General features: G+C 71.2%; 20 protein-coding genes. All 20 read right to left on the bottom strand.

Features of this window, described 5'->3' with window-relative positions; all coding sequences use genetic code 11:
- Positions 1-4: 4 nt before the first annotated feature.
- The 20 genes from ACFWXO_RS13685 to ACFWXO_RS13590 all read right to left on the bottom strand — a co-directional run bounded on the left by ACFWXO_RS13685 (position 5) and on the right by ACFWXO_RS13590 (position 22,787).
- On the bottom strand, positions 5-1,012 hold the full coding sequence (locus ACFWXO_RS13685) for a hypothetical protein (protein ID WP_380523935.1): 1,008 nt from the start codon (positions 1,010-1,012) through the stop codon (positions 5-7).
- A complete protein-coding gene (locus tag ACFWXO_RS13680) occupies positions 997-1,677 on the bottom strand; it encodes a hypothetical protein (protein ID WP_380523933.1) in 681 nt (226 codons plus the stop codon). Before ACFWXO_RS13680 ends, ACFWXO_RS13685 begins: the two co-directional genes overlap by 16 nt.
- Positions 1,678-1,700: 23 nt before the next feature.
- Positions 1,701-2,171 carry a pilus assembly protein TadG-related protein gene (locus ACFWXO_RS13675; protein ID WP_380523930.1) on the bottom strand — a complete coding sequence of 157 codons (471 nt, stop codon included), beginning with the start codon at positions 2,169-2,171 and terminating at the stop codon, positions 1,701-1,703.
- On the bottom strand, positions 2,171-2,602 hold the full coding sequence (locus ACFWXO_RS13670) for a TadE/TadG family type IV pilus assembly protein (RefSeq protein WP_380523928.1): 432 nt from the start codon (positions 2,600-2,602) through the stop codon (positions 2,171-2,173). The genes ACFWXO_RS13675 and ACFWXO_RS13670 overlap by 1 nt, the downstream gene beginning before the upstream one ends.
- Positions 2,592-3,026: a TadE family protein gene (locus ACFWXO_RS13665; protein ID WP_380523926.1), complete on the bottom strand. Its 435-nt coding sequence runs from the start codon at positions 3,024-3,026 to the stop codon at positions 2,592-2,594. The genes ACFWXO_RS13670 and ACFWXO_RS13665 overlap by 11 nt, the downstream gene beginning before the upstream one ends.
- Before the next feature lie 41 nt (positions 3,027-3,067).
- A complete protein-coding gene (locus ACFWXO_RS13660) occupies positions 3,068-3,337 on the bottom strand; it encodes a hypothetical protein (RefSeq protein WP_380523924.1) in 270 nt (89 codons plus the stop codon).
- Between the two features lie 118 nt (positions 3,338-3,455).
- Complete coding sequence (locus ACFWXO_RS13655; RefSeq protein WP_380523921.1) at positions 3,456-4,385, bottom strand: type II secretion system F family protein; 930 nt, start codon at positions 4,383-4,385, stop codon at positions 3,456-3,458.
- Entirely contained in the window at positions 4,382-5,257 is an 876-nt protein-coding gene (locus tag ACFWXO_RS13650) for a type II secretion system F family protein (RefSeq protein WP_380523920.1), read from the bottom strand. Before ACFWXO_RS13650 ends, ACFWXO_RS13655 begins: the two co-directional genes overlap by 4 nt.
- Positions 5,254-6,603: a CpaF family protein gene (locus tag ACFWXO_RS13645; RefSeq protein WP_380523918.1), complete on the bottom strand. Its 1,350-nt coding sequence runs from the start codon at positions 6,601-6,603 to the stop codon at positions 5,254-5,256. Before ACFWXO_RS13645 ends, ACFWXO_RS13650 begins: the two co-directional genes overlap by 4 nt.
- A complete protein-coding gene (locus tag ACFWXO_RS13640) occupies positions 6,600-7,427 on the bottom strand; it encodes a hypothetical protein (RefSeq protein WP_380523916.1) in 828 nt (275 codons plus the stop codon). Before ACFWXO_RS13640 ends, ACFWXO_RS13645 begins: the two co-directional genes overlap by 4 nt.
- 21 nt (positions 7,428-7,448) lie before the next feature.
- A complete protein-coding gene (locus tag ACFWXO_RS13635; protein WP_380523914.1) occupies positions 7,449-8,201 on the bottom strand; it encodes a hypothetical protein in 753 nt (250 codons plus the stop codon).
- An 842-nt stretch (positions 8,202-9,043) separates the two neighbouring features.
- The gene (locus ACFWXO_RS13630) at positions 9,044-11,944 is read right to left on the bottom strand and encodes an ATP/GTP-binding protein (protein WP_380523912.1); all 2,901 of its coding nucleotides are present in this window, start codon (positions 11,942-11,944) and stop codon (positions 9,044-9,046) included.
- Positions 11,941-12,318, bottom strand: coding sequence for a hypothetical protein (locus ACFWXO_RS13625; protein ID WP_380523910.1), 378 nt, complete (start codon positions 12,316-12,318; stop codon positions 11,941-11,943). Before ACFWXO_RS13625 ends, ACFWXO_RS13630 begins: the two co-directional genes overlap by 4 nt.
- Positions 12,319-12,610: 292 nt before the next feature.
- Positions 12,611-13,735, bottom strand: coding sequence for an NlpC/P60 family protein (locus ACFWXO_RS13620; RefSeq protein ID WP_380523908.1), 1,125 nt, complete (start codon positions 13,733-13,735; stop codon positions 12,611-12,613).
- Positions 13,732-16,413 carry a hypothetical protein gene (locus ACFWXO_RS13615; protein WP_380523907.1) on the bottom strand — a complete coding sequence of 894 codons (2,682 nt, stop codon included), beginning with the start codon at positions 16,411-16,413 and terminating at the stop codon, positions 13,732-13,734. The genes ACFWXO_RS13620 and ACFWXO_RS13615 overlap by 4 nt, the downstream gene beginning before the upstream one ends.
- Positions 16,410-19,070 (bottom strand): ATP-binding protein, encoded by a 2,661-nt coding sequence (locus ACFWXO_RS13610; protein ID WP_380523905.1) that lies wholly within the window; start codon positions 19,068-19,070, stop codon positions 16,410-16,412. Before ACFWXO_RS13610 ends, ACFWXO_RS13615 begins: the two co-directional genes overlap by 4 nt.
- Positions 19,067-19,681 (bottom strand): hypothetical protein, encoded by a 615-nt coding sequence (locus ACFWXO_RS13605; RefSeq protein ID WP_380523904.1) that lies wholly within the window; start codon positions 19,679-19,681, stop codon positions 19,067-19,069. Before ACFWXO_RS13605 ends, ACFWXO_RS13610 begins: the two co-directional genes overlap by 4 nt.
- Positions 19,682-19,740: 59 nt before the next feature.
- A complete protein-coding gene (locus ACFWXO_RS13600) occupies positions 19,741-20,091 on the bottom strand; it encodes a hypothetical protein (protein ID WP_363576315.1) in 351 nt (116 codons plus the stop codon).
- The gene (locus tag ACFWXO_RS13595) at positions 20,091-21,224 is read right to left on the bottom strand and encodes a conjugal transfer protein (RefSeq protein WP_380523902.1); all 1,134 of its coding nucleotides are present in this window, start codon (positions 21,222-21,224) and stop codon (positions 20,091-20,093) included. The genes ACFWXO_RS13600 and ACFWXO_RS13595 overlap by 1 nt, the downstream gene beginning before the upstream one ends.
- Positions 21,225-22,295: 1,071 nt before the next feature.
- Positions 22,296-22,787 carry a hypothetical protein gene (locus tag ACFWXO_RS13590; RefSeq protein ID WP_380523900.1) on the bottom strand — a complete coding sequence of 164 codons (492 nt, stop codon included), beginning with the start codon at positions 22,785-22,787 and terminating at the stop codon, positions 22,296-22,298.
- Between the last annotated feature and the right edge of the window lie 390 nt (positions 22,788-23,177).

The raw sequence follows: 23,177 nt of genomic DNA, 5'->3' as shown, positions 1-23,177 counted from the left end.
TCGGTCAGCCGGTGACCGTGGTCTGGATCTCCTTGACCACGACATTCTGCGGGGTGCTGTCGGTCAGGCCGTTCGGCAGCGGGTTCGCCGGTGCGGCGTGGGGGTCCTTCGACGGGGTCCAGGTCACGCGCCAGGTCACTCGGCCGGTCAGCGGGTACGTGCCGCCGCGGGAGGAACGGGTGTAGGTGATGTTGCAGCTGCTGGAGGATGAGTCGACCTGGTAGCCGCCGCCGGACTGGGTGAAGTCGTAGGTGCACGAGCGCGGTGACGCGTCGTCGGTCCCGGCGTCGACGTTCAGGGCGACCGGCACCGCGAGGGTGGACGCGGCGATGCTGAACCCGGCGTAGTCGAGGGAGGCGGTGACGGAGACCGGCTGGAGAGGCTGGTCGAACGAGATGAAGGTCGGCAGGTTGACGGTCTGCCGGCCGGCGTCCGGGGAGAGCTTCACGGTGGGGGAGGGCAGCTTGGTGGCCCCATAGGCGATCTTGGAGAGCATCTGCGGGGTGACCGCGAGCATCCCGGCCGGCGGGTTCCCAGCGGGGACCCATTGGACGCCGGGGCTCTGCGTGCACGGCGTCGTATTCGGCAGGTCCCAGGACTTCTTGGACTTCACCATGACCCACCACGCGCCGTTCTCACCGCGGTGGAAGTCGTGGTCCTGCTTCAAGGCGTCGTACTGCTTCTGGGCGTCCGCGCCGCCGGAGGCGCCCGAGAGGCTATGCAGGAGGGCCTGGAAGGCAGCGTCGAACTGATCGGGCGAGTACTCCGGTTCGTACCAGCACGCCGGCGGATCCCACGCACCAGAGGAGACAAGGTGCTTGGCGTCAGCGCCCGCCCCGTTGTCGTGCATCGTCAGCGTGACGTGCGACTCGATCGACCACGGAGTGGGCGTGCCGCCGCCCGGGTCGCCACCGAAGTCGGCGAATGCCGGCGTGGGGACCGCGGCAGCGGCCCCCATCGCGAGCAGCACGGCGACGGCCGCAAGGCGCCGCCGGATCAGGTGTTCTGGCACCGCGTGGATCCCTTCTCGCCGAGGGCCTGGGTGACGCGCCACACGCCCTGCGTGCTCAACTCCAGGCCGAGGTTCCACTCGGTGTAGTCGCGCACGGACGGCGTGCTCTGCTGCACCTGCCCGCTCGTCTTGTCCTTGGGGTAGCCCTTCGACTCGTCCTCGCAATAGGTGGCGGCCGCGTGGGTGGTGTCCTTGACCGTGATCACCGGGGCGTAGTACCGGGTCTCGCCAGTGATCGTCTGGTTGCGCTTGGCCAGCTGGCCGATGATGTCGGCCATGTAGGGCCGGGCCATGCCGTCGTAGGCGTACACGAACGCCGCGTCCTGCGGATCGCCCTTCGCGAAGGCGCCGTTGTAGGCCCGAAGCGCGTAGGTAAGCCCCTGCGCGACGGCATCCTGGGTCGCGTCGCCGGTGGCCGGGAACTGCACCGTGACCTTCAGGTCGGCCGGCAGCGTGACCACGGGCGCACCGGCCGGCGCAGTCGGCGTGCTGCTGGGTGCCGTGCTGCTCGCGGCGACGGTCGGGACGGTCGTCTGGGCGCCGCTGATGTCACCGCTCGGGTCGCTCTTCGAGCTGGAGCACCCGGCGGCGGTGGCCATGGCGAGGGCGGCGCAGCCCAGCACGGTGAGGCGGCGGGCGTGGTGGTGGGTGGTGGTGGATCGCATGGGGTATCTCCCGTCCCGGTGGCTCATTGTTCCTGCACGGCCTGCGCTGTCGCGCTTGCACGCACGGTAATCGACGCTTGTCCGAGCAGGCGAAGCAGTATCGGTTCGTAGGTCAGCTGGACCTGGACGGTGACGGTGTTTCCGCCCGCCGAGGTGCAGCTGGCGGTGGCGCCCGAGCGGGAAGCGAAGTCGTTCGCGTAGCCGGTGCACGCCGGGTTGGCCGGCACACTGACGGTGCCGTTGGCGCGCAGCGCGGCGGGGTCGACCTGGTTGGCCGCGTAGCGGGCGGCCTGCTCGGCGATGTCGGCCGCTCTCTCCCGCTGGTGGATGGCCAGGCCTCCGTCCACGACGAAGCCGGCCAGAAGCAGGCAGAGCATGGCACCGAAGATGAGATAGAGCGCGCCTGACCCTTCATCACCGCGGCGGCGCGCGGCGCGCAGACGCCGGAGCAGCCAGGGGCCCGGGCCGGGCCGGACGGCGGGGGTGGTGGTCATCAGGAGGTCCGCCTGTAGGTGTCGAGCGGGGCGGTGGAGGTGGCGCTCACGTGGGTGGTCATGTTGAGGCCGAGAGCGCGCAGCCCGGGTACCTCGCAGCTGACCGTGACGGTGAACAGCCCGCCTGGCCGCCAGTCCCCGGAGGGGTCCACCCGTACGGCGCCGCCCTCGCACACCCCGGCGGCGTCCGCCTTGGCGGCCTGGGTGGCCTGGGAGACGGCGCTGTTGTAGTCGCGCTGGAGCGCCCCGGCGCGGGCGGCGTCGCGGGCTGCGCCGTCCAGGCTGCTGCGGCTCTGGACGATCAGGCCCAGCCCCACCACGAGCAGACCGAACAGGAGCAGAAGCGGCGCGGCGAGGACCATGTCGACGGTGGAGGCGCCCTCGTCGCTGCGGGCCCGGGCGAGCAAGCGACGCAGAAGGTCAGCCGGCATCGGGCACGAACCTTTCGACGGGGCCCTGGCTGACGGAGGTCAGCGTCATGTGCAGGAACGGGATGACGGGGACGACATCGACCTGCACCGTCACCCGAACCTGGTGCTGGCCGATGTCCTCGGTCTTGATGACGGGGTTGTCCGTCAGCGACGGTCCGAGACTGGAGATTCGTGCGGCGGCCACGTCCTGGGCCTTCTGCTGCCAGCCGGACGGGTTGGCGTCGGCGGTGGCGCGGGCCTCGCGCGCGCCGGCCTGCGCGGCCGCGAGGGCGACCTCGTGCGCGAACAGGCCGAGCGCGAACTGGACGGCGAGGAAGAGGAGGCCGATCAGGATCGGGGTGGTGACGACGAACTCGATCGAGCTCATGCCGTCATCCGGCCCTTGGGCGCGCCGCTGCTCCAGCAGGCGGCGAAGGCGCTTCACCTGGTCCCCCTCCTCTTCCCCGTCCGTCCTGACCGGCAGCGTTAGCTGCAACCGCCGTTGTTGGTGCTGGTGGCGCCCTCGATGCACTTGCCGACCGAGGTGGCCTTGGTAGTGATGGCCTGGCTGATGATGACGGCGGCCGCCACGAGGATCGCGACGATGATGGCGATGCCGATCACCATTTCGACAGTGGAGAAGCCGGCGTCGTCGCCGCCCTCCTCCTTGGATTCCTCCACGCGTCCGCGCAGCCAGGTGGTGGCGAGCGTGAGGTCGGGGTGCCAGCCGGTGGCACGGTCAAGGATGGCGTTCATGGTGCAGTCCCCTCGTGATGGGCACCCGGCCTAAGGCCGGGGCGGTGGATCGGTTCTGGGCCGGAAGGCCGGCTGGGGCGGCGCCGCCGGGGCGGGCCGTGGGGTTGGAGAAAGAGGGTCACAGGGCCATCACCCGCATCAGCGCGGGGTAGATCAGGAACACCAGGAATCCGAGGCACAGCACGATCTGCGCGACGAGCATCGTCTGCGACTGCGCACCGGCCTTGCCCTCGGTCTCGGCCAGCTCGCGTTCGGCGAGTGTCTTGGCCGTGGCCATAAGCGACTGGCGGATCCGGGCGCCGTCGTCGGCGGCCAGCGCGATCCGGGTGGCCAGGTCCTGGAGTTCCGGCACGGCGATTTCCTTGCCGAGGTGCTCGAGCGCCTGCCAGTGCGTGCGCCCGGCCAGCCGGGCCCCCGCCAGTGCTTGCCGAAGGCGCAGCATCGGCGGGGTGTCCGTGATCTCGGTGGCGGTCTTCAAGGCCTCGGGGAGACCGCGGCCGCCAGCCAGGTTGTTCGCGACCAGGGAGGTGAAGGAGGACAGGGTGTGCAGGAACTCGGCGCGCCGTTCCTTGGCGTCACCGCGGACCTCGATGTCGGGCAGGAAGAAGAACAGCAGCCCGAAGACGAGGGCCAGCCACAACGGCATCAGCGGGTTGGCCGTGAAGCCCACGATCCACAGCAGCGCGAAGACCACCGGCCCGAAGAGCAAGCCGAACAGCCCGACCATGATCTTGGTGGCCAGGAAGCTCTCGAACGACCGCTCCAGGATGCTGAGGTCGGCGCGTAGCGCCGGCAGCTCCCAGCCCTGGCGGGCGCACAGGTCCGCGGCCCGGAGGCCGATGAGCTCGCGCAGGCGCGCGGCCTTCGCCGCCCGGTCGCTGGCCGGTTCGGGCTCCGGGAGGGCCGAGCCGAGGCCCAGGCGGGCCTGGGCGTCTATCCGCAGCACGATTGACGCGGCGCTGGGCCTGCTGGGGAAGAGCGCCCGTACCAGGAGGAACAGGCCGAAACCCATGCCCGCGCCGGCCAGTAGGGTCCAGGTCAGGTTCATGAGGCCGCTCCCGTCTGCTTGACCAGGAACCGCTTCGGGGCGGGGACCCGGGACAGCCGTTGCAGCCACACCAGGCCGACCGCGAACAGCATGAGCACAAGGGCCAGGACGGCCTGTCCCTGCGGCGTGCCGTAGGGCTCGGTGTAGGAGGGGTTGAAGACCCTCATGCCGACGACGACCGAGACGATCACGCCTACGACGATCTGGACACTGCGGCGTGTGCCGGCCCGGCTGGCGAAGACGCGGCGCCGCATGCCGACCTGGGCGCGGGCCGAGCCGGCGAGGTCGGTGAGGACGTCGCGCAGGCCCTCGCCGCGCAGACCGGCCGACTGCTTGAGAGCAGCGATCACCAGGTCGGCGCCGCCGTCGTCGAGGTCGTCGGCGAGCCGGTCCAGGGCTTCGCTCAGCGGCATGCGCGAGCGGATCCGGTCGTCCAGGGTAAGCAGGTGGGGGCGCAGGGTGTCGCCCGCGGTGCGGGCGGATGCGCCGATGGCCTGCTCGAGGCCGGCAGCACCGGCGATCGTGTCGCGCAGCGCCTCCGTCCAGGTGGCCAGCGCCTCGACCCGGGCCAGGGCCACGCGCTCGGAGCGGGCGCCTCCGAAGAGGGCCGGCCAGAAGAGCACGAGCAGGGCCGCGCCGACTGCGGCCACCGGCCAGCGCAGGGCGACCAGGACGACCAGGCCGACGAGTATGGCAGCGCCCGCGCGTCGGCGCAGAAACGCGGCGATCTGCTTGCTGGCGCTCACCTTGGTGCCGGCAGGGCGAGCCCAGCCGACGAGCGCGGCGACGAACAGGGCGATGCCACCGCCGATGCCGCAGCCGGCCAGCAGCGCGAGCATCAGGGAGGGAGTGAGGTAGTCGCCGCCGTTCATGACCAGCGCCCCGCAGCGGGGTACGCGTCGGCGGAGAAGCCGTGCCGCTCCAGGCGTTCGCGGGTGCGGTCGGTGAGCGCCGAGTCCCACTCGACCACGTCGTTGGCCTTGAGGCTGTACACCTCGGAGGACAGCACCCGGCCGTCGGCGTACCCGCTGACCTCACGCACCGACACCACCCGACGGCGCTGGCGGCCGGTGACCGGGTCGGTGTCGCGGGAGACGAAGATGACCAGCTCGATGGCGTCGGAGATGAGCATCTGCGAGGCCTCGACCGGCAGCCGTTCGGCGGCCTGGATGGCGTAGGTGGAGATCTTGCGGAAGACGTTGAGGCTGGAGTTGGCGTGGATGGTGCTCAAACTGCCGTCGTTGCCCTGGGACATGGCGTTCAACATCGCGACGACCTCATCGCCCAAGACCTCGCCGACGATGACCCTGTTGGCGTTCATGCGCAGCGACCGGCGGACCAACTCGGCCATGCTGACCCGTCCGTGGCCCTCCGAGTTGGGGAGCCGCTCCTCCAGCGCGACCACGTTCGGGTGCAGGTGCTTGAAGTCGTGCAGGTTGAGTTCCAGGGCACGCTCGATGGTGATCAGGCGCTCCTGCGGCGGGATGGCGTTGGCAAGGGCCTGCAGCAGGGTCGTCTTCCCGGCGTTCACCTCGCCGGCGATCATGATGTTCATCCGGGCCCGGACCGCAGCGCGCAGGAACACCTCCAGCTCGGGGGTGATGGTCCCGCTCTCACGCAGGGTCGAGAGGTGTGCCTCTTTCAGGCGCTTGCGCCGGATCGACACCACGACCCGGGGGTGACTGAACGACATCACCGCGGACATGCGGTGCCCTCCCCGCAGCTGGATGTCCAGCTGGGGGTTGGAGTCGTCGAAGGGACGGCTGTTCAGGCCCGAGGTCGCCGCCAGCACCTGGATCTGCTGAATCAGGTCGTCGTCGGACTCGGCGATCGGCCCGACCTGCTCCTGGTGTCCGTCGGCGTAGCTGACGAACACGGTGTCGAAGCCGTTGATGTCGACGTTCTCGACGTCGGGGTCGTCGAGCAGCGGCTGGAGCCGGCCCACGCCGAACAGCGCGGCGAGGACCGCGGCGGTCAGGCTCTCCTCGTCCTCAAGGCTCAGCGGATTGGAGCCCTGGTTCATCCGCTCGCTGGACAGGCCCTGCAGCTGGCTGGCGAGGATGTCCATGGCGATCGCCCGCAGATCGCCCTCGGTCAGGCGCCGGCCGTCGGCCTCCTGGCGGCGCCGGCGCTCTTGCAGGAGCTGCCCGGTGGCCTCGCGCAGCCGCTTGACCAGCGCCTGGTCGACGGGAACGGGCAGAGTCACGGCGGTGGTCATCGTGCCGCTCCTTCCATGCTCGTGGCCGGCGCCGGGACAGCGGAGGCGCTGTTCTGGCCGAGACCGAAGCGGCCGCCGAGGTTGCTCACGATGTGGCGCACCGACGACATCAGCTGCGTCTTGTGGATGCGTCCCGCGCTGCGAAGGCGCGTCAGCCGCTCCGCGGCGTCGGCGTCATGGGCGACGACGCCGGCGACCTGCGCGGGCACGCCGCCCTGGGCGAGCACGGTGGCGGCCATGTCGGACGCCTTTGCCTGCTGTCGCAACGGGGCGACGACCAGGACGCCGACCGGTGCGCCGCCCCGGCCGCCGGAGGACGTCTGGGCGATCACGTTGGCCGCGCGGGAGCGGACGTGCGCGAGGTCCTCGGGCGCGGCCCGGGAGACCAGCAGGACGAGTGAGGCGTGGCGCAGCAGCGCGGCCGTGGGCGCACCGGGGTGGTAGCGGCCGATGTCCGCGATGATGTCGGTGGTGCCGGGTGCGGCCAGGCAGCGGCCCAGCTTGTCCCAGTGCTCGCTCCACCCGGCGCCCTGCTCGGGCTTGGTCAGGCCAACCAGGACCTCGAGGCCGCCCGGAAGACGCTGGGTGTGCTCGCGCACCACGTCGGGTGTCAGGACCCCGCGGGCCGGCAGCGCCAGGGAGAACATCCCTTTGTTGGGGTTCAGGTCCATGCCGCTCTCGTCGACCTGCCGGTAGAGCAGGTCGGAGCCGAGCGGGTCGAGTTCGGCCAGCAGGGACTGGCGGGGCCACTGCGACGCCATGGCCAGAGCGGTGGTGCTCGCGCCAGGGGAACCCTTGGCGGACGCGACGATGATCAGTGACATGTCGGGATCTCCGTAGGACCGCTACTGGGCGGTGCCGGGCAGCAGGACGAGGGCCACGTCGCCGGAGGACGCGGCCTGCGTCACCCCGCCGGAGGCCGTGGCCGGGACCACCACGGACAGGGAGAGCGCCGAACTCGCATCGCCGTTGCCGGGCTTGAAGACCTCGCGCACGATGGCCGAAGGCGCGAGCTCGACAGCGCCGTTGTTTCCCTGCGCGTTCGGCGCGCCGGTGGCGGTACCGGCCGGGGAGGTGCCCTTGGCGGCGGCGTCACGGCCGACCCACATCACCCGCACGCGGTCGCCGGCCTTGAGTCCGGGCGGGAACTGGCCGGCCTTCAGCGAAAGCCCGACAACGGCCTGGTCCGCGGCCAGCCCGGCGGCGTCGGTGAGCATCCGACCGGTCAGCAGGGTGCCGGGCGGGATCTCCACCGCCGCGGTGTACTTGCTGATCAACAGGTCGCGCTGCTCCCACGGGACGAACTTGACGCCGCTGTCCTTGGCCACCTGAACCTGGGTCAGCGCGCCGGCGCTGATCTTCTGGCCCGGGGCGATCTGCTGGGTGACCTCGACCGCCGCGACGCGCTCGCCGGCCTGGCGCACCAGGACGGCCGTGCCCAGCGCGGAGCCGAGCACGATCACCACGGCAAGCGCGGCGAGGCCCGGGCGCCGCTCGCGGGGCTGGGTCGGGATCCTGGGGCCGCCGGCGGGCGCTGGCTGCGTCGTGCCGCCCGCCGCCGGCTTCGGCTTGCGGGTGAAAATCCCCGTGCTACTCATGCCTCATCCTCAAACCGCTGATCTGCTGGCCTCGTTAACCCGGTCGTACACATCCCCCCCTCGCCCGCAAAGTCGGGGCGATTGAGAGGGTGCTCGGCCGGGATTGTTGCCGCCGCTCCGCGCTATTGCGTGCGGCGCATGCTCTTGGTGCCTAACAAGGCGTGATCACCCGGGGTTACCCAGCATGACGGCCCCCCTCGATCAGTGCCATGTCCGGTTTGTAGGTATATGCGACCCGAGAGGTAGTCATCACTCCCGCACCACAGCTACCGAAGAGTCACACTACGAAACTTTCCGCCAGTAGCACAGCCAGTTTTGGTCATGGTCGGCTATGTCACTGGCATAGTCGAAGACAAAATACAAGCAAAGCCTCAAAACGGACACAGTTGGAATCGGTAATCGGCTGACAATTCTGATGAGCATCCGACAATCTGGCCAGTGGGCCATATCCGAGTGGGCCGCAAGATTGTCGACAGATCGCCAACGTAATCGCAATGGAATAAGCTGACTGATCATCAGATTGCGAACTGCGACAGTGCCTCAGGGCGAATCCGTTCGCTCCCCGCCGCCCTGACACCGGCCCACCGGAATGCAGATGTCCTGATGGCCGTCGCCCCACCCGGCGGCCGACGGCGCGTCCACCAGTTCCCCGGCGGCGTGCCCGCACAGCGCGCAGCGGGCCGTACATTCCGACGGGGACCACCAGATCCCCGCCACGACCTCCACGCTGCGCCCAGCTTGGTTCAGTGCCAGCATTTCTGTTCCTCCTCGTCCTGGGCCGGCGCCGGTCAGCGCCGGGTTCGTGGAGGGTGGCCGAGCCTGAGCCCGGCCACCCCGTCCTGCTACGGAGCGACCGGCGTCACCGACCCGCCCTCGTCCCCGGACTGCGCTCCGCCGCCGTCATGGGCCGGCACCTCGAACGGGTCGTCGTCCTCGGGTGGAGCCTCGCCCCACTCCCCAGGATCCGACGCAGCACTGTCAGTGGCAGACGCGTCCGGGACGACAGTCGGCTGCTTGGTCAACTCCACCGGGCCGGTGCTGGTTGCGCCCTCGGCGGCCGGGGCCGGCTTCACAGGCGGCTTGGCCGCACCCGCCGAAGGCGCCGTCATCGCCTCCGCGGCCGCGATGATTCGCTTCAGCTCCTCGCCGGTCGGCATCTTGCCGTGCCGGGCGAAGTAGGCGACGATCCCCTGCCGGTAGCCGGTCTCGCGACCGAGGCGGTCCCGGTGCCCGCTGCCCACCGCGCGGCTGGCGGCCGCGTACAGCGTGTCGATCTCCTCGGGCGTGCGGAGGTCCTTGAACACGACGTCGACCTGCATGCCCTGCAGGAGGATCGGGCCGACGGTGCGCCCGTCCACGGTCATGCTCGCGTAATAGGAGTACTTCGGAAGGGTGGCGATCCTCGACGGGTCCACCTTGTCGTGCCACTCCGCGGCCACCAACCGCACCGCGCTCGTCGATCCCGCGGTGCTGCTCAGAGCCGAGGCGTTCTGGAGGATCGACTGCCGGGTGTTCTGGCTGACCCGCTCCAGGAGCTGCGTCATCATGTGCGCGCGCAGCCCGAACTTGCCGAGCTGCTCGGTGAAGGCCGCCAGGATGCCGCCGGTGGCCTTGTCGAAGGAGATCAGCTCGTCGACGAACAGGTGGAACAGGGCGCGCTCGTGCAGCGGAAGATCCTCGCGCGAGCGGGCCGCGCGGAACAGGTCGTTGACGAGCAGCGAGGTGAGCAGCGCCGCGGTCGGCCCGGCGCCGGCCGGGCAGATCCACAGCAGCTTCGACTCGTCCATCGCGGCGCGCGCGTCATACCCGCTGGTCGGCGACCCGAGGAAGGCCAGCGCCACCGGATCCGAGGCCAGGCGGGTGAGCGGGTTGATGATGACCGCGAACGCCGAGGGGTCGATGGTCTTGAACGTCGTGAGCCACCACTGCCGCTGACCGCCCGGAAGGCACGCCAGCACCCGCGTGCGGAAGGCCTCGTTCTCCAGCAGCGCAGGGATCTGGAACACGGTCGCCTGCGCCTCGGGCACCTGCTGGCGCACCGCATAGCGGTTGAAGGCCACCAGCGCTTCCGCCGCCTTCATCAGGATCGTCAGACCGCGCGGCGCATTCGCGTTGTCCCAGTTCATCGCCACCGCCAGGCCGTCGACCACGGCGGTGACGACCTCGTGCGGCTGCTGCCCGCGCTCCATCCCCAGCGGGTTCCACGTCGGCACCAGGTTGGAGCGTCCCGTCAGGTCGACGCGCCAGACCCGGTCGCGCAGCGATTCGTGCGCCAGGTAGGGAGCCACGTGCCCCCAGGAGTCGCCGTGGGGGTCGATGAAGCCGACCCCGTAGCCGGCCATCGCCAGCGCCAGGGCCTGCACCTCGGCCATCTCGGTCTTGCCGTACCGGGCCTTGCCGACGCGCAGGGAGAAGAAGTAGTCCTTCACCGGCACGCCGACGTCGCGCCGGGTGCCGTCGGGCATGCGGTGGATGCCCTGCGGGACCAGGTCCTTGCCGGGCTCGTAGGTTTCCAGCTCCGAGGCGATCACGGGCAGGGTGCAGTGCATCGTCACCGGCTTGAGCAGGCCGTGCAGCTCCCCGACGTGGACGATCGACTGCTTGCGCGGTGCGACCCGGGCGCTCGCCCACCGTTCGTCGAAGCCGCGCCGCCGGTGCCAGCTGCCGGCCGTCCAGCGCCACTTCATGAACGAGCGGGCGTCCTCGACCCACGTGTTCCCGCCGCCGAAGACGTCCAGGGCCGCCGCCAGGCGCGCCATCCGCTGCTCGGCGCGGCCCTCCTCGTCGGAGGCGCAGCGCACCATGAGCTGCACGCGCAGGAGCGCGCGGTCCCGGGAGGCGAGCCGGCCGAGGACCTTCTCGGTCTCCAGGGGCTTCGTGCGGGGCGGCAGCGCGGGAAGGCGGCGCGGCGCGGCGCCGGGCTCCAGGAGGAGCGCCAGCTGGTGCTGCCAGGAGTCCTCCAGCTCGGCGGCGTCCGCCGCGGCCTGCCGGGCCTCCTTCTTCGCCCGCACCCGCTGCTGCTCGCGGGCCTCCTGCGTCACCTGCCACCGCTTCATCAGCAGTTGCCAACGCGGCAGACGCTGGACGTCCAGGCACAGCTCGGCCAGGTCGCCGGCCGCCGTGCTGATGTCGGCGACCGCGTCGACGATCCCCTGCAGCGGGTCGGGGATCATCGGCACGTTCCGCAGCTGCTTGGTGTCCGACCCGGCCAGGACGAACTCGGCGCGCACGACGTGGGTGCGCTCCTTGTCCTTGACCGGCTCGGCCTTGGTGATGGTCACGCCCGGGTACTGGGAGGTGCGCAGCAGGTGCTTGGCTGCCGAGGAGGCCTCCACCGACATCTGCAGCGGCACCGAGCCGTCCGCGCGGAAGCTGATGCGGGCGGAGCGGCCGGCCCTGGGCGCCCACCACGGCCCGGCGTTCGCGGCGCGCAGGATCACCGCGGCGTAGCGCCACAGGTGTTCCTCGCCGGGCTCGAAGTCGGGGGAGGGTGTGAGGGTGTAGCGGGCCCGGCTGGCCAGCGCCTTTCTGGTCAGGTGCCAGTGCAGGATCCCGGCGGCGATCGTGAATGGCGCGGCGACGGCCAGCAGCAGCGGCAGGTGCGCACCGGTCCAGCCCGCGGCGTCGCCCAGCCAGAGGACGGCCTCGTGCACGGCGTGGATCACGGCGGGAAGGGCGCCGTCGTCGTGGGCGGCGCCGGGAGCGGCCGGGGCGTGGGTGGGAAGGGGAGTGGGGCTGGTCATCGCACGGGCTCCCAGCCGGTGGCGGTGCGGGCGAGGGACAAAATGGCGGGCCGGCGGTCCTGGTAGGCGCCGGAGGGGTCCGCTCCGGCCCACAGCAGTTGCACGATCAGGCGCTCGCCGGAGGTGTGGGCGGAGACGGCCTGGACGCGGACCTGTGTGTAGGCCCGCAGGGGGACCTGGGTCGGGGGGAAGTACGCCGGCCAGCGGTCGCGGCCCTGGCCGGTGGTCTCCGCCGTCCACACCTGGACGGTGAGCTCGCGGACCTGGGTGGCGTCCTGGGGGGACAGGTCGCTGGGGTGATCGGCCTGGAACTGCGCCTCGATCGCCGGGTCGGCCGCCGGACCGTCGCCCGCGGCGAACGCTCCGGACGGCATGACCTGACTCGCTGTCGGCGCGGCGGTGGGCGCCGGGGCGGAAGCCGACGGGGAAGCGGAGGTGGATGTCGTGCTCGCGGAGGGATTCGGGCTCGGCGCCGCCAGCGACGGTGGCGGCTCCGCGGCCGGCGGCGTTGCGTCCGTGGTCGCGGTCGGCTGCGCACCGCCGGTGCGCGTCCGGTGGTCGGGGCGAGGCCCGAGCAGGGCCAAGGCGATGACGATGAGGAGGGCGCAGCCGAGGGCGGGCAGCATCACACGGCGATCTGGCATGGACATGATTAGTAGTCTTTCTTCAGGAGAGGACGCGGGCGCCGCCCGCGTAGTCGTAGGACCAGACGGCCTCTTGCCGGACGACGGAGCCGGGCTTGGGCGCGGCGATCATCTGGCCCCCGCCGATATATAGGCCGACGTGGTAGATCGCGGGGTCGTTGGTCGGCGAAGGCCCGAAGAAGACCATGTCGCCCGGCTGGAGAGCGGCCAGCCCGGCGGAGGCGGGGATGCGTGTGCCGGCCCCGGCCTGGTCGGACGCCAGCCGCGGCAGGTTGATCCCGACCTGCGCGAACGCGTAGACCATCAGCCCCGAGCAGTCGAAGCCGACGACCGTGCGCCCGTCCTGGCCTCCCTTGGAGCAGCACACCCCGGTCGACTTGCCGTTCGCGTCACCGCCGCCCCAGCTGTAGGGGACACCGAACTGGCTCTTCGCGGCGTCGATCACCTTCTGGGCCTTCTGCGACGCCGGCACGTTCGGACCCGAGCTGCCGAGGGCGGAGAACTGGCGGCGCCAGTCCAGGACCTCGTTCACGTACGCGGTGCTCGCGTTGTACTGGTAGATCGCGGCGAACAGCTGGCTCTGGTCGTTCAGGTCCCGCCCGTTGCCGCACAGGTAGAGGGCGGCGGCCATCGCGGCGTCGTCGATGTTGTTCGGGTTCGCCCCGCCCTCGGGCCGCACCTTCGCCGACATGCCCGTGAACGTCGAGGGGAGGAACTGCATGGGGCCGACGGCTGCGTCATAGACGGTGTTGCCGTCCCACTTCCCGCCGTCCGTATCGAGCACCGGTGTCGTGTTGCCGCCCGCGCCGCTGCCGTTGAGGATGGGCCCGATGATCGGCGGCGTGATCAGTCCGTCCCCCGCGATCTGGTGCCCCTGGGCCTGGGTGGACTCCACCTGCGCGATCGCGGCCAGCAGCGCCCAGTCCAGGCCTCGGCAGTTGGGGGAGAGGGTCGACATCGCGGTGACTGCCCGGTTGTAGGCGTCCATCATCCGTTGAGGGATGCCCGCCGAGCCTCCCACCGGCGTGGGGGCCGGCGCCGACGACTGGTCTTCGAAGATCGTCACCACGCCGATCACCGAGACGGCGAACAGCAGGAGTAGCGACAGCCCGCTGCATCCCAGCCGCCGCAGCCGCTTGGGGATCACAGCAGATCCCCCGGACCGAAGCCGTCGCCGTCCCCGGGCTCCACCATGCCGTCCCACAGCATCGGCTCGAGGTGCCGGGCCTGCTCCATTCGCTGACGCAGCGCCTGGGCAGCGAGGTCATGCTCCCCGGCGAAGGGCACCGCGTCGCGCCAGCTGGACGCCACCGCACCCGGGTCGGCCGGGCCGGCGGGTACCTCGCTGGGCACCTCGGGGGCGGCCAGCTCGGTGTCGGCCACCGGTGCGTCGGGGAACGCCCCCGGGCCCAGCGCGGCTGAGATGTCGCCCATGGCGCCGGCCTCGCGGCCCATCGTGCTGGCGGGCATCCCCCAGTCACCCGCATCGCCCGGATCGGCGAACAGGTCCCCGCTCGCCCGGGCCTCGCTCGCCCTCGGCGTGCCCGCAACCGTGGTGCCCAGCACGCCGCTCGGGTCGGCGGGGACCCGGGTGGTCGCGTAGATCGTCGCGGCGGAGGCCGCGTTCGTGGCTGCGGTCTTGCCGTGCTCCATCGCCCACCCCGCCCCGTCCGAGACTGCCTTCAGGGGCCGGTCCATGGCCTCCCAGCCGGCGCGCTGGTCCGCCATGTGCTGCGCGAACTCACCGCTGTAGTGGTCGTACTGCTGGTGGACGGCTTCGGCGGCCGTGCCCGCACCGCGGCGCATCCGTGCCACCGTGGCACCCCAGCCCAGCGGCGAGATGTCGTAGCCGAGCCGGCCGACCTGTCCGGCCCGGATCGCGAGCCGGCCCGCGCGGGTCTCCAGCAGCTTGTTGTGCAGCCGGTGGCCCCACGGAGTCGGCTTCATCGGGTCGTGGAGGATCTCGCCGGTCTGGCCGTCGATCACCATGCGGCCGGACCCGTCGTTGACCGGCTTGCGGCGCTTGGCCAGCTTGTGCTCGGGCAGCGGATTGCCGACGACCGCGTGGTGCGCCATGCGCAGCGGGGTCGCGAGCTGGTGCATGCCGCGGCGCACTTCGCCGAAGGCGCCGGCGACCATGCCGGCCGCGTTCATCGGACCGAGGTCCGGCGAGGCCATGGATGCCAGGCCGGAGTTGATGCGGGCTCGGCGCAGCATCGCGGCGTGCACCGGCGACTGCGCGCCGAGCGCTCCGAGCCCGCCGATACCTCCACCCATGGCGCCGCCGCCCCCGCCGCCCCCGCCGGGGCTGAATCCCATGCCGGCCATGGCCTGGGACATGGCCAGCCCGAGCCGGGAGCTGTCCTCGCCCAGCCCGGCGGATCCGCCGATCCGGGCGTACTTCATACGCTCGGCGAACCGGTCACCGATCTTGCTCGCGCCGGCGAGCAGACGCCGGTGGAAGACGAGCAGGATGACGGCCAGCGCGACCATCAGCAGCATCCGCTGGAGCATGACAGTGTTCTTCTGGTCCGTCATGACCGCGTTCACCGCGATGCCGAACGCCGGCAGCATGACGGAGATGGCGAAGGACACCGCGGCCGACGCCATGAAGGTGCCCAGCACCTTCCACACCGCGGCGCGGTTCGGCCCTGGCAGCTGCGCCCAGATCATGGCGACCGGTGTCATGGTGGCCGCGCCGACGTCGGCGAACTGCGTGCCGAGGTGCACGAAGCACATGCTCAGGATGACGGCGGCGATCAGAAGCGACGTCAGGAGGACCAGCATGGCGCCGAAGGTGCGGTCCCAGTTGGAGTTGACTGCGAAGTTGTACGCCGCGTTGCCTTCGTCGCCGTGCTTCTTCAGCTCCTCCTTGAGCTTGTCCCAGGCGCTCTGCTTGCACAGGTCGCCGTCCCCGCCGGGAAGCCAGCTGATCCCGCCGCAGTCCTTTCGCTCCTTGATCTGGCCGTGGATCCACCTGTTGTGGACGTCCGCGAGCGCCCGGATGTTGGCGTTGTCGCTGTGCGGGTCGGGGATGATGCCGTACTGGAGCAACTGGTAAGGCTGGACGACGAGGGTCTTGGTGAGCATGACCCGCATGGGGCAGCTCGGGTCCTTCTGGTCGTCGGCGCTCGTGCAGCCCTCGTTGTTCCCACCGACGCTGGAGGTCATCTGGCCGGCCTCCGTGGCGGCGGCCGACACCTGGGCGAGCGGGCCGTCGTCGCCGAGGATCGCGCGGGTCGACAGCGTCGGCAGGAACATCAGCCCGCCGATGAGCACGGTGAGCAGGATCTCGCCGGCGCCCTTTGCGACCTTCCCTCGCATGATCCACCACACGCCCAGCGCGAAGGCGCCGGTGACGAAGAGCATGCTCAGCTTCAGGTCGAAGTCGGCCCAGAGGCTGAAATACCAGCCCACACGGTCGGCGGTCGTGATGAGGGCGTGGGTGATAGGGAACTCGTAGATCCACTTGAGCGCCATGCACATCAGGCCGACGATCAGGCGGTTGAGAGCGAAGGCGCTCCCGATCCCAAGGTTGCAGATGTGGGAGCGGATGTCGGTGGTGCCGCCGTTCTCACTCTTGAGGTCATAGTTGTCCAGCGGAACGCCCTCACTGGACAGGACATTCAGCGGGGCGAGGATGCCGCCGCGCTCGGAGCCGTCGTCCGCCTGCGCCAGGCTGGCGCCGGCCATCAGGAACAGCACCACCATGCCGAGCGTCCACTTGACGGTCCGCCGCCCGGGCCAGTAGTCGCTTGCCCAGGCCCGCACCGCCGCGAGCACACGGGCCGCCCGTCGCCGTATGCGGCGCACCGACGCGGTCACTTCGCCACCTCCTCGTTCTTGGTCTTGGTCAGGCTGGTCCGCTTGCCGCCGAGGCCTCGCCCGCCGGAAGCAGGGCGGCGGCCGGGGCCGGCCGGGGCGCGACGGGCAGCCGGGCGCCGACTGGGCTCGTCGGTCGGGGTCGTGCCGATGCCGGACTGGATCCGGGCCACCGGCGTGATGACGACCTGGATGCGGCCGATCTGCCGGGACGAATCGCGCAGGAGCATCTCTCCCTCGCGGCCGACAACGCCCACCGGAGACAGGCCCGAGGTGACGATCCGCACCGCCTGCTCGTCGTCGGTGGACTGCCCGAGGAACGCCAGGCCCTTCTTGGCCAGCACCGGATCCGAGGTCCGCGCGAGGAAGCGGTAGGCCAGCAGACCGCGGACCGTCTCGTCCCCCAGGTCGTCGGCGTCGTGGCCGCCGAGCAGCACGCCCGCGCGGTGCTTGCGGCCGTCGTGGACGACCTCCGACACCAGGGCGTGGCCCTCGTGCGAGGACGTGAGCCAGTAGCACTCGTCCATGACCAGCGCCGCGAACCGCTTCTGGTCGGTGAACGCCACCTGCCTGGCGACGGCGGCGATCAGGTACAAGACCGCGCGCCCGATCTGAGCCTCCAGCGGCTGAGCGCGCAGGATGTCCGGGTTGCCCAGCGCCTCCTTCGGAGGCAGGGTCAAGCCGGCCGTGGTGATGACGACCAGGTCCGCGTCCAGGTCCCCGGACAGGGACAGGGCGGGCAGCGACTCGTCGAAGACCAACCGCGCCAGCTCGGCCTCGGAGACGATCCGCAGCATGTCCAGGACGCCGGTCGCCTCCTGGCCGCGCGGGCCGGGCTCGGCGGCCAGGACCTCCAGCTCCTCCATGACCCTGGCCATGGCCGGGCGCTCCGCCCGCGCGGCGGCCTTGACCGCCCGGTTGAGCACCGAACCGGCCACCGTCATCGGGGCGACGTTCAGCTGCAGGGTCAGGTAGGAGAACGCGGCGTGCTCGCCCATCCCCGCGGGCAGCACCCTGAACGGGTCCAGGCTCAGCTTCGCCTCGGCGGCGTCGATGACCTGGCAGCGTCCCGGCGCCGCGTCCCGGGCGAAGCGTGCCCACTCCCGCAGCGGGGTGCGGTCCACCACGATCGCCCGGTGCCCCCGGTCGACCAGACCGATCGTCAGCAGCTTGAGCAACACGCTCTTGCCGCTGCCCAGATCCCCGATCACCCCCAGCGACGCGGACACGTTCCGCTTCACCGCGTTCGCGAGATCGATCAGCACGGCCCGGAACGTCCCGGTGTCGCGGCTGATGCCCACCATTGGCCCCGTCGCGTCGCCGATGTCACCGCCGGTCAGAGCCCCGCCCATCGCCCAGTCCTCGGTCAACTGGAACTGGGTGTACTCCCGCACCCGGGTCGCCGGCCCCGCACCGGGAAGCCCGAACTCGAACAGCCGAGCCTGGCTGCCGCGCGGCCGCACCACCTTGTAGTTCACGCCGGCCAGCTGCGCCTTGATGTCCCGGGCCCGCCGGTCGCACTCGCGCGGGTCCGCTCCCCACACGCTCAGCACGGTCACCGACTGCACCTCGCGCTCGACGCTGGTCGCAGCGAGCAGCGACTCCTCCTCGCCAAGCTCATCAGCCGACCCGAAAAGCGAGTTCGGAGTGCCGTCCGGGTGCGCGGACCACTGCTCCGCCTGGTCGATGAGCTCCCGCTTTTTTTTGGCGATCTGCTGCCTGGCCTTGGCCCCGTCGATGATGTTGAGGTCGATCACCGCGTCGACCGGGTAGTCGAGCTGTTCCAGCTGAGCGAGCACATCCGCCGACTTCGCGGCGACGCGCTTGGGAATCTCGGTCAGCGCCAGGTGCGCCTGGTAGCCGAAGCCCTCCTCGGTCTCGACCTCCAGCCACAACCGGTTGAACGCCGCGCCGACCACCTTCTGGACCAGCGAGCGCACACCGCGCACCACCGCAGGGCTGGTGCTCTGCCCGCCCTCCTGGAGCCGGACCTGGCCCAGGTCGGCGTACGAGGGGGAGCGCAGCACGTTGTTGAGCATCCGGCCGCCGCGCAGCCCAGAGGTCTCCGCCTCCATCAGCAGCGGCTCGCCCATCCCGCGCCGCACCGAGTGCTCGTGGATCCACACGATCTCCGCCGGCCGGGCCCGACGCATCGTCAGCCCGCCGCCGAAGCTCGCCTCCACCTGTGCGGCCGCGGCCCGGTAGGCGCGCACCTCCTCCAGCGACACCGGCGGAGCTGGCTCACCCACGGACTCCCCGAGCTGCGCCCACGCGGAGTTCGCCATCGCCGCCAGCTGCGCGCCGCGGTCCCCGACTCGAAGCGGCAGGGCCAGCCACAGGGTGCGCCGGTGCATCTCCGCGCCGTCGAGCATCTCCAGCGTGGCGTGCGCGGTCTCGGCGGCGGCCGGAAAGCGGTGGGTGTCCACCCCGTCGGTCATCCGCAGGGCCACCTCGCCCGGGTCCACCGACGCACACAGCGAGTACAGGCGGGCGGTGCCCTCCAGGGACCGCACAAGCGAGGTCACCCGGGCGAGAATCTCCTCCCGCTCCAGTGCGGGCGCGTACCGAGAGCCGATCGGCTGCAAGCGCCAGAACGCCCACACCGCGCCAGACGTAGACCACACCAGGTGGCCGTGGATGTGCCGGATCGGAACCCTCATCGTGACTTCCCCCCTGACCTCTCGTGCGTTGTGCTGCTGTGGCTCGCCGCCTGGGCGAGCAGAAGTTCCAGTGCGGTGGGCGCCGGCCCCATCGGCGGCGTCTCCTCCCGCTCGGCCTTGCGGCCGCCTCGCGGCGCCGGCCTTCGCGCTTTGTCCGGTGCCGGCGGACGGGGCCGCCTCGCCTTGGGCCGGGCAGCCCGGGCTTCCTTCGGCTTCGCGGCCGCGGACCGCTGCGGCGCGGCGACCGGAGCGGGGGCAGGCGCGGCCGCGACGGGGGGCTCGTCCTCGAGCGCCTCCTCGATGCCGAAGCCGCCGCTCAGCCACTCGGCGGGCACCGGGCGCACCGCCCGGCCGCCGATCCGCCCGTGGCGCGGGGCGAGTGCCAGCGCCACGGCGTCCAGAACGGCGGGACCCAGGGAGCGCCCGCCGACCCTCGAATGCCGCGCAGCCCAGATCGCCACCGCCCAGACGACGACCGGGAGCGGGCCCAGGGTCGGCGCCCACCAGGTCGCGGTCTTGATCAGGACGAACGCGCCGACGCTGGCGATGATCAGCTGCGGCGGCGTGTACGGCCCCATAGGCAGCCGCCAGTCGCCGAGCTTGCCCAGCACCCACGGGTGCCTTCTCGCCCGCGTATAACTGCGCCCGATCTTGGGCTGCGCGGCGCCGCTCACAGCCGGGCCTCGAAGACCGGCGGCAGGTCACGCACACCCATGCCCTGAGTGCTGGACTGGGTGGTGCCGGGGTCCTTGAACTCGTCCTCGACGATGCTGCTCAGCGAGTACCGGCCCGAGAACACGGCCCAGCACAGGACCAAACCGATGACCGCGCCGATACCGGCCTTGATCGACATCTTCTTGACGACCTGGATGCAGCAGATCAGAACCAGGGCGATCATGAGGAACTTCGAGACCCAGTCCAGTGCGGTGACGCTCCAGCTGTCGCCGATGTTCTTCAGCGCGCCGGCGAGCATGACCGGGTGGGCGGAGGCCGCGTCGGCCAGCGTCAGGGTGGAAGCCATTACCGCACCTCGGAGGGGGAAGCCGGCGCCGGGGCGGCCGGGGAAGACGGAGCAAGGGAAGAAGAGGGGGAGGGAGAGGAAGAAGGGGAAGTGGAGGGGGCGGCCGGGGCGAGCGCGGCGACCTCCCACCGGCCGGCACGGGCCCTGAGGTGCAGCGGGTAGGCCAGCGGCCACTGCCCAGAGGCGTCGGTCGCGCGCACCTGAGCCAGGACGTCGAGCACCGCGCCGTCGGCCGGCGCGGCGGGCACCGGGGTCCGGGCGGCCAGCGAGACCAGCTCGACCTTCTGGTAGACGGCTCCGGCCGGCGGGATCTTCACCCCGGGCGACAGGTAGCGCGAGGACTCGCCCACCCCGGTCAGATAGGCGGTCAGGTACTCCGACACCGCCTGCTGCAGCGGACCCGCCTGCACCTGGGTGCCGTACGGGCCGGTCGTCCCGTCGCTGCCGGACAGCGCCAGCGGACCCGACACCTGGGCCGGGGCGGCGGTCACCGACAGGGAGTCAGGAGCTCCGCCGCTGCTCGGCCCGCGCACCATCGACACCGGCACCGCGTAGTAGCGCACCACCAGCGCGGTGCTCGACTGCGAACCTCCGGACGTCGCCGCCGGGGTCGGCTGCGACGACTGCGACGGGGCGACCGGGCTCTGCGACGACTGCGACCCGCCGGCTGCACCGGCCGTTGCAGGAGCACTCATCGTGGCCGCGACGGTCACCAGCCAGGTGCGACCGCCCATCGGCTGCGACCGCACCGCGACTACTCTCTGTACCGAAAGAGTGCTCTTGTCGGCCGGCTGCGGAAGATCGATCCCAGGGGCCATCGAGTGCAGGACGTCGCCCCCGGTCGCAGCCTGCGAACTGCTTCGCAGCCACAGATCGACGAACAATTCGGCATACCCGGTCGGCGCCGGGATCACGGTCGGCGCCGGGGGCGCAGCCAGGACCGCCGGCTTAGCGAGGGCCTTAGCCACCGGCACGACCGCGAGCAGTGCGACGGGGCCGCAAGCGATGGATGCCCACAGTGCGTAGCGGGCCGCGTGGGTCAGCCGGCCACGGCGACGCAGCGCCTCGGCCGGGACCACCACGGAATCCGCCTCGTCGTCAGGCGGGTTCCGGCGGAAGGAGAACAAGGACATCGGGGCCCTCTCGAAGATCGACTCAAGCTGTCGACCACAGAGAACCCCACGGCTCTTACCGGTTTTCTGTCCACGGAAGCTGTCTTCCGTAACGGATCCACAACGCCCTCTGGTGAGTTTCGAAAGGCCATCTGACCTGCGGTGGAGAGTTTCGAGAAGCAAACTCACCAGCGGCCCGGACCAAACTCACCAGCGTCCTAGGGCGGCGCGGAGCAAACTCACCAGGCCCGACGGCCAAACTCACCAGCCAGTTGGCCCCGAACTCACCACCGGCACCGCCAAACTCACCAGGCGGCCCGCAGCGGACAGCTCAAACTCACCAGCCCCGCCGGACGCCGAGGCGAAACTCACCAGCCGGACCGTCGGCGGACATCCACGCTGAGCAACCGCCCGGACCAGTCGCACCTCCGGGTCGCACGTCCCGAAGGAGGGCCCGGCACGGTGGCGACGAGCCCGCGAGCAGCTTGCGCCGACCGCTGCCCGTACGACGGCAACGTTCGCCCGGGATCCTCAAGTGCCGCCTTGCCGCAACTTCCCGGATGCCGCTTGTCGCAGCCCTGCGGGACGTGCGGCCCGGAGACGACAGCGTGCACCGGGCCGGTGACGAAGCCCGCGATCATCACACTCCGTGATTGCTATGGGGATCGCAGCCGGACGTCCCGAACGGCCGCAACAGCCGTTTCCGCCCCCTCCTGCGACGTGGGAACTGCAACCCCGATCGCATCCGGCCGTCGCACACCCGGCCGATTGCGACTCCCGGACTGCGACCGCTCGGCGCGCTGCGACCGGCCTCGCGGATCCGACATCGCACGCGCCCGGACGGCTGCCGCGCCCTGGCTTGGGTTGAAGTCGGGCACCGCCGCAACCCACTCCCCGCGACCGGCGCACCGGAACTCACCAGCTGTCGGGCACCGCCGCGCTGGAACTCACCAACCGGCGCTGGCCGTCGCCGGGCGGCACCGGACCGTGCCCGTCGGCCGCCGACCCGGCCAGAACCGCCACCTCCGCGTCCCAAGCTCCAGCGGAACGTTCGTGACAGCGAACATGGACTGCCGCTGGTCGGATCGGAGGTCAGCGGCGGCCGGGGTGGGGAGCGGGCTGGTCGAGCACGCTCGCCAGTCCGGCCAGCAGGCGGCCATCGGCAGCCTCGGCCGCGATCTGCGCGGCGGCAAGGCCGCGGTGCTCGGAGTGCAGCACCTCGTCCTGGGGCTGGGCGCCGATGCTGGGCAGGGTGTTGGGCTTCACCAAGGCGAACATCACCCGGCCCCGGGCGGCCGCCTGCTCCCAGTTGGGCGTGACGTCCGGCGGCGGGAACGCGAGGATGCGCGTGCGGCCAGTATGGAGCTGGGTGAGGTAGCCGTCCTCCACCGTGACCGAGCAGCTGGTGAGCGGGAGCAGCCCGCGGTTCCACTCGCGCTCCCTGGTCCGCTTCAACCCGGCCTGCTTGAGGCGGGTGGCCAGCGCGTCGTACTGGGCGTCGTCGGCGGCCTGCGCGACCACGACCGCCCACCGGTCCCCGTCGGCGAGATCCACCACCGACAGACCCCACGTTGCTTGCGTCATGCCCGGCACCGTATCGGGCACGGCGAACTCGGCGTCATCCCCCGATGGAGTGTCAAGGCCGGAGCGTGGTGAACGGAGGCGGAAACCAGGCGGTGGCGGCCGACTTGGCAAACTCACCAGCCGCCGGACACCGCCGCAACGCAACTCACCACCCGCCGCCGGCCGTCGCCGAGCGGCACCGGACCGTGCCCGCCCGCCGTCGACGCCGACTAGAACCGCCACCTCCGAGTCCCGGGCTCCAGCGGCCCGGGCCATCGAATCGAACACACCAGCGTCAGCGAACTCACCAGCGCCCGTTATCAACCTGTGATCACGGAGGGGTTCCCGTGGACAGAAAACCGGTAAGAGCCGCGGGGTTCTCTACGGGTGACCGATGATCACCCGAGCGGG

Origin of the sequence: Kitasatospora sp. NPDC059088, from assembly GCF_042738155.1 — a bacterium.
Taxonomy (GTDB): domain Bacteria; phylum Actinomycetota; class Actinomycetes; order Streptomycetales; family Streptomycetaceae; genus Kitasatospora.
Note: the sequence above shows the minus strand (reverse complement) of the source record. Positions and strands in the feature narration are given on the sequence as shown.

Bases quoted from the DNA above. Each gene is read 5' to 3' on its own strand.
- ACFWXO_RS13680 (WP_380523933.1), bottom strand. From the start codon at position 1,677: ATGCGATCCACCACCACCCACCACCACGCCCGCCGCCTCACCGTGCTG.
- ACFWXO_RS13675 (WP_380523930.1), bottom strand. From the start codon at position 2,171: ATGACCACCACCCCCGCCGTCCGGCCCGGCCCGGGCCCCTGGCTGCTC.
- ACFWXO_RS13670 (WP_380523928.1), bottom strand. From the start codon at position 2,602: ATGCCGGCTGACCTTCTGCGTCGCTTGCTCGCCCGGGCCCGCAGCGAC.
- ACFWXO_RS13660 (WP_380523924.1), bottom strand. From the start codon at position 3,337: ATGAACGCCATCCTTGACCGTGCCACCGGCTGGCACCCCGACCTCACG.
- ACFWXO_RS13655 (WP_380523921.1), bottom strand. From the start codon at position 4,385: ATGAACCTGACCTGGACCCTACTGGCCGGCGCGGGCATGGGTTTCGGC.
- ACFWXO_RS13650 (WP_380523920.1), bottom strand. From the start codon at position 5,257: ATGAACGGCGGCGACTACCTCACTCCCTCCCTGATGCTCGCGCTGCTG.
- ACFWXO_RS13645 (WP_380523918.1), bottom strand. From the start codon at position 6,603: ATGACCACCGCCGTGACTCTGCCCGTTCCCGTCGACCAGGCGCTGGTC.
- ACFWXO_RS13640 (WP_380523916.1), bottom strand. From the start codon at position 7,427: ATGTCACTGATCATCGTCGCGTCCGCCAAGGGTTCCCCTGGCGCGAGC.
- ACFWXO_RS13635 (WP_380523914.1), bottom strand. From the start codon at position 8,201: ATGAGTAGCACGGGGATTTTCACCCGCAAGCCGAAGCCGGCGGCGGGC.
- ACFWXO_RS13630 (WP_380523912.1), bottom strand. From the start codon at position 11,944: ATGACCAGCCCCACTCCCCTTCCCACCCACGCCCCGGCCGCTCCCGGC.
- ACFWXO_RS13625 (WP_380523910.1), bottom strand. From the start codon at position 12,318: ATGCCGTCCGGAGCGTTCGCCGCGGGCGACGGTCCGGCGGCCGACCCG.
- ACFWXO_RS13610 (WP_380523905.1), bottom strand. From the start codon at position 19,070: ATGAGGGTTCCGATCCGGCACATCCACGGCCACCTGGTGTGGTCTACG.
- ACFWXO_RS13600 (WP_363576315.1), bottom strand. From the start codon at position 20,091: ATGGCTTCCACCCTGACGCTGGCCGACGCGGCCTCCGCCCACCCGGTC.
- ACFWXO_RS13595 (WP_380523902.1), bottom strand. From the start codon at position 21,224: ATGTCCTTGTTCTCCTTCCGCCGGAACCCGCCTGACGACGAGGCGGAT.
- ACFWXO_RS13590 (WP_380523900.1), bottom strand. From the start codon at position 22,787: ATGACGCAAGCAACGTGGGGTCTGTCGGTGGTGGATCTCGCCGACGGG.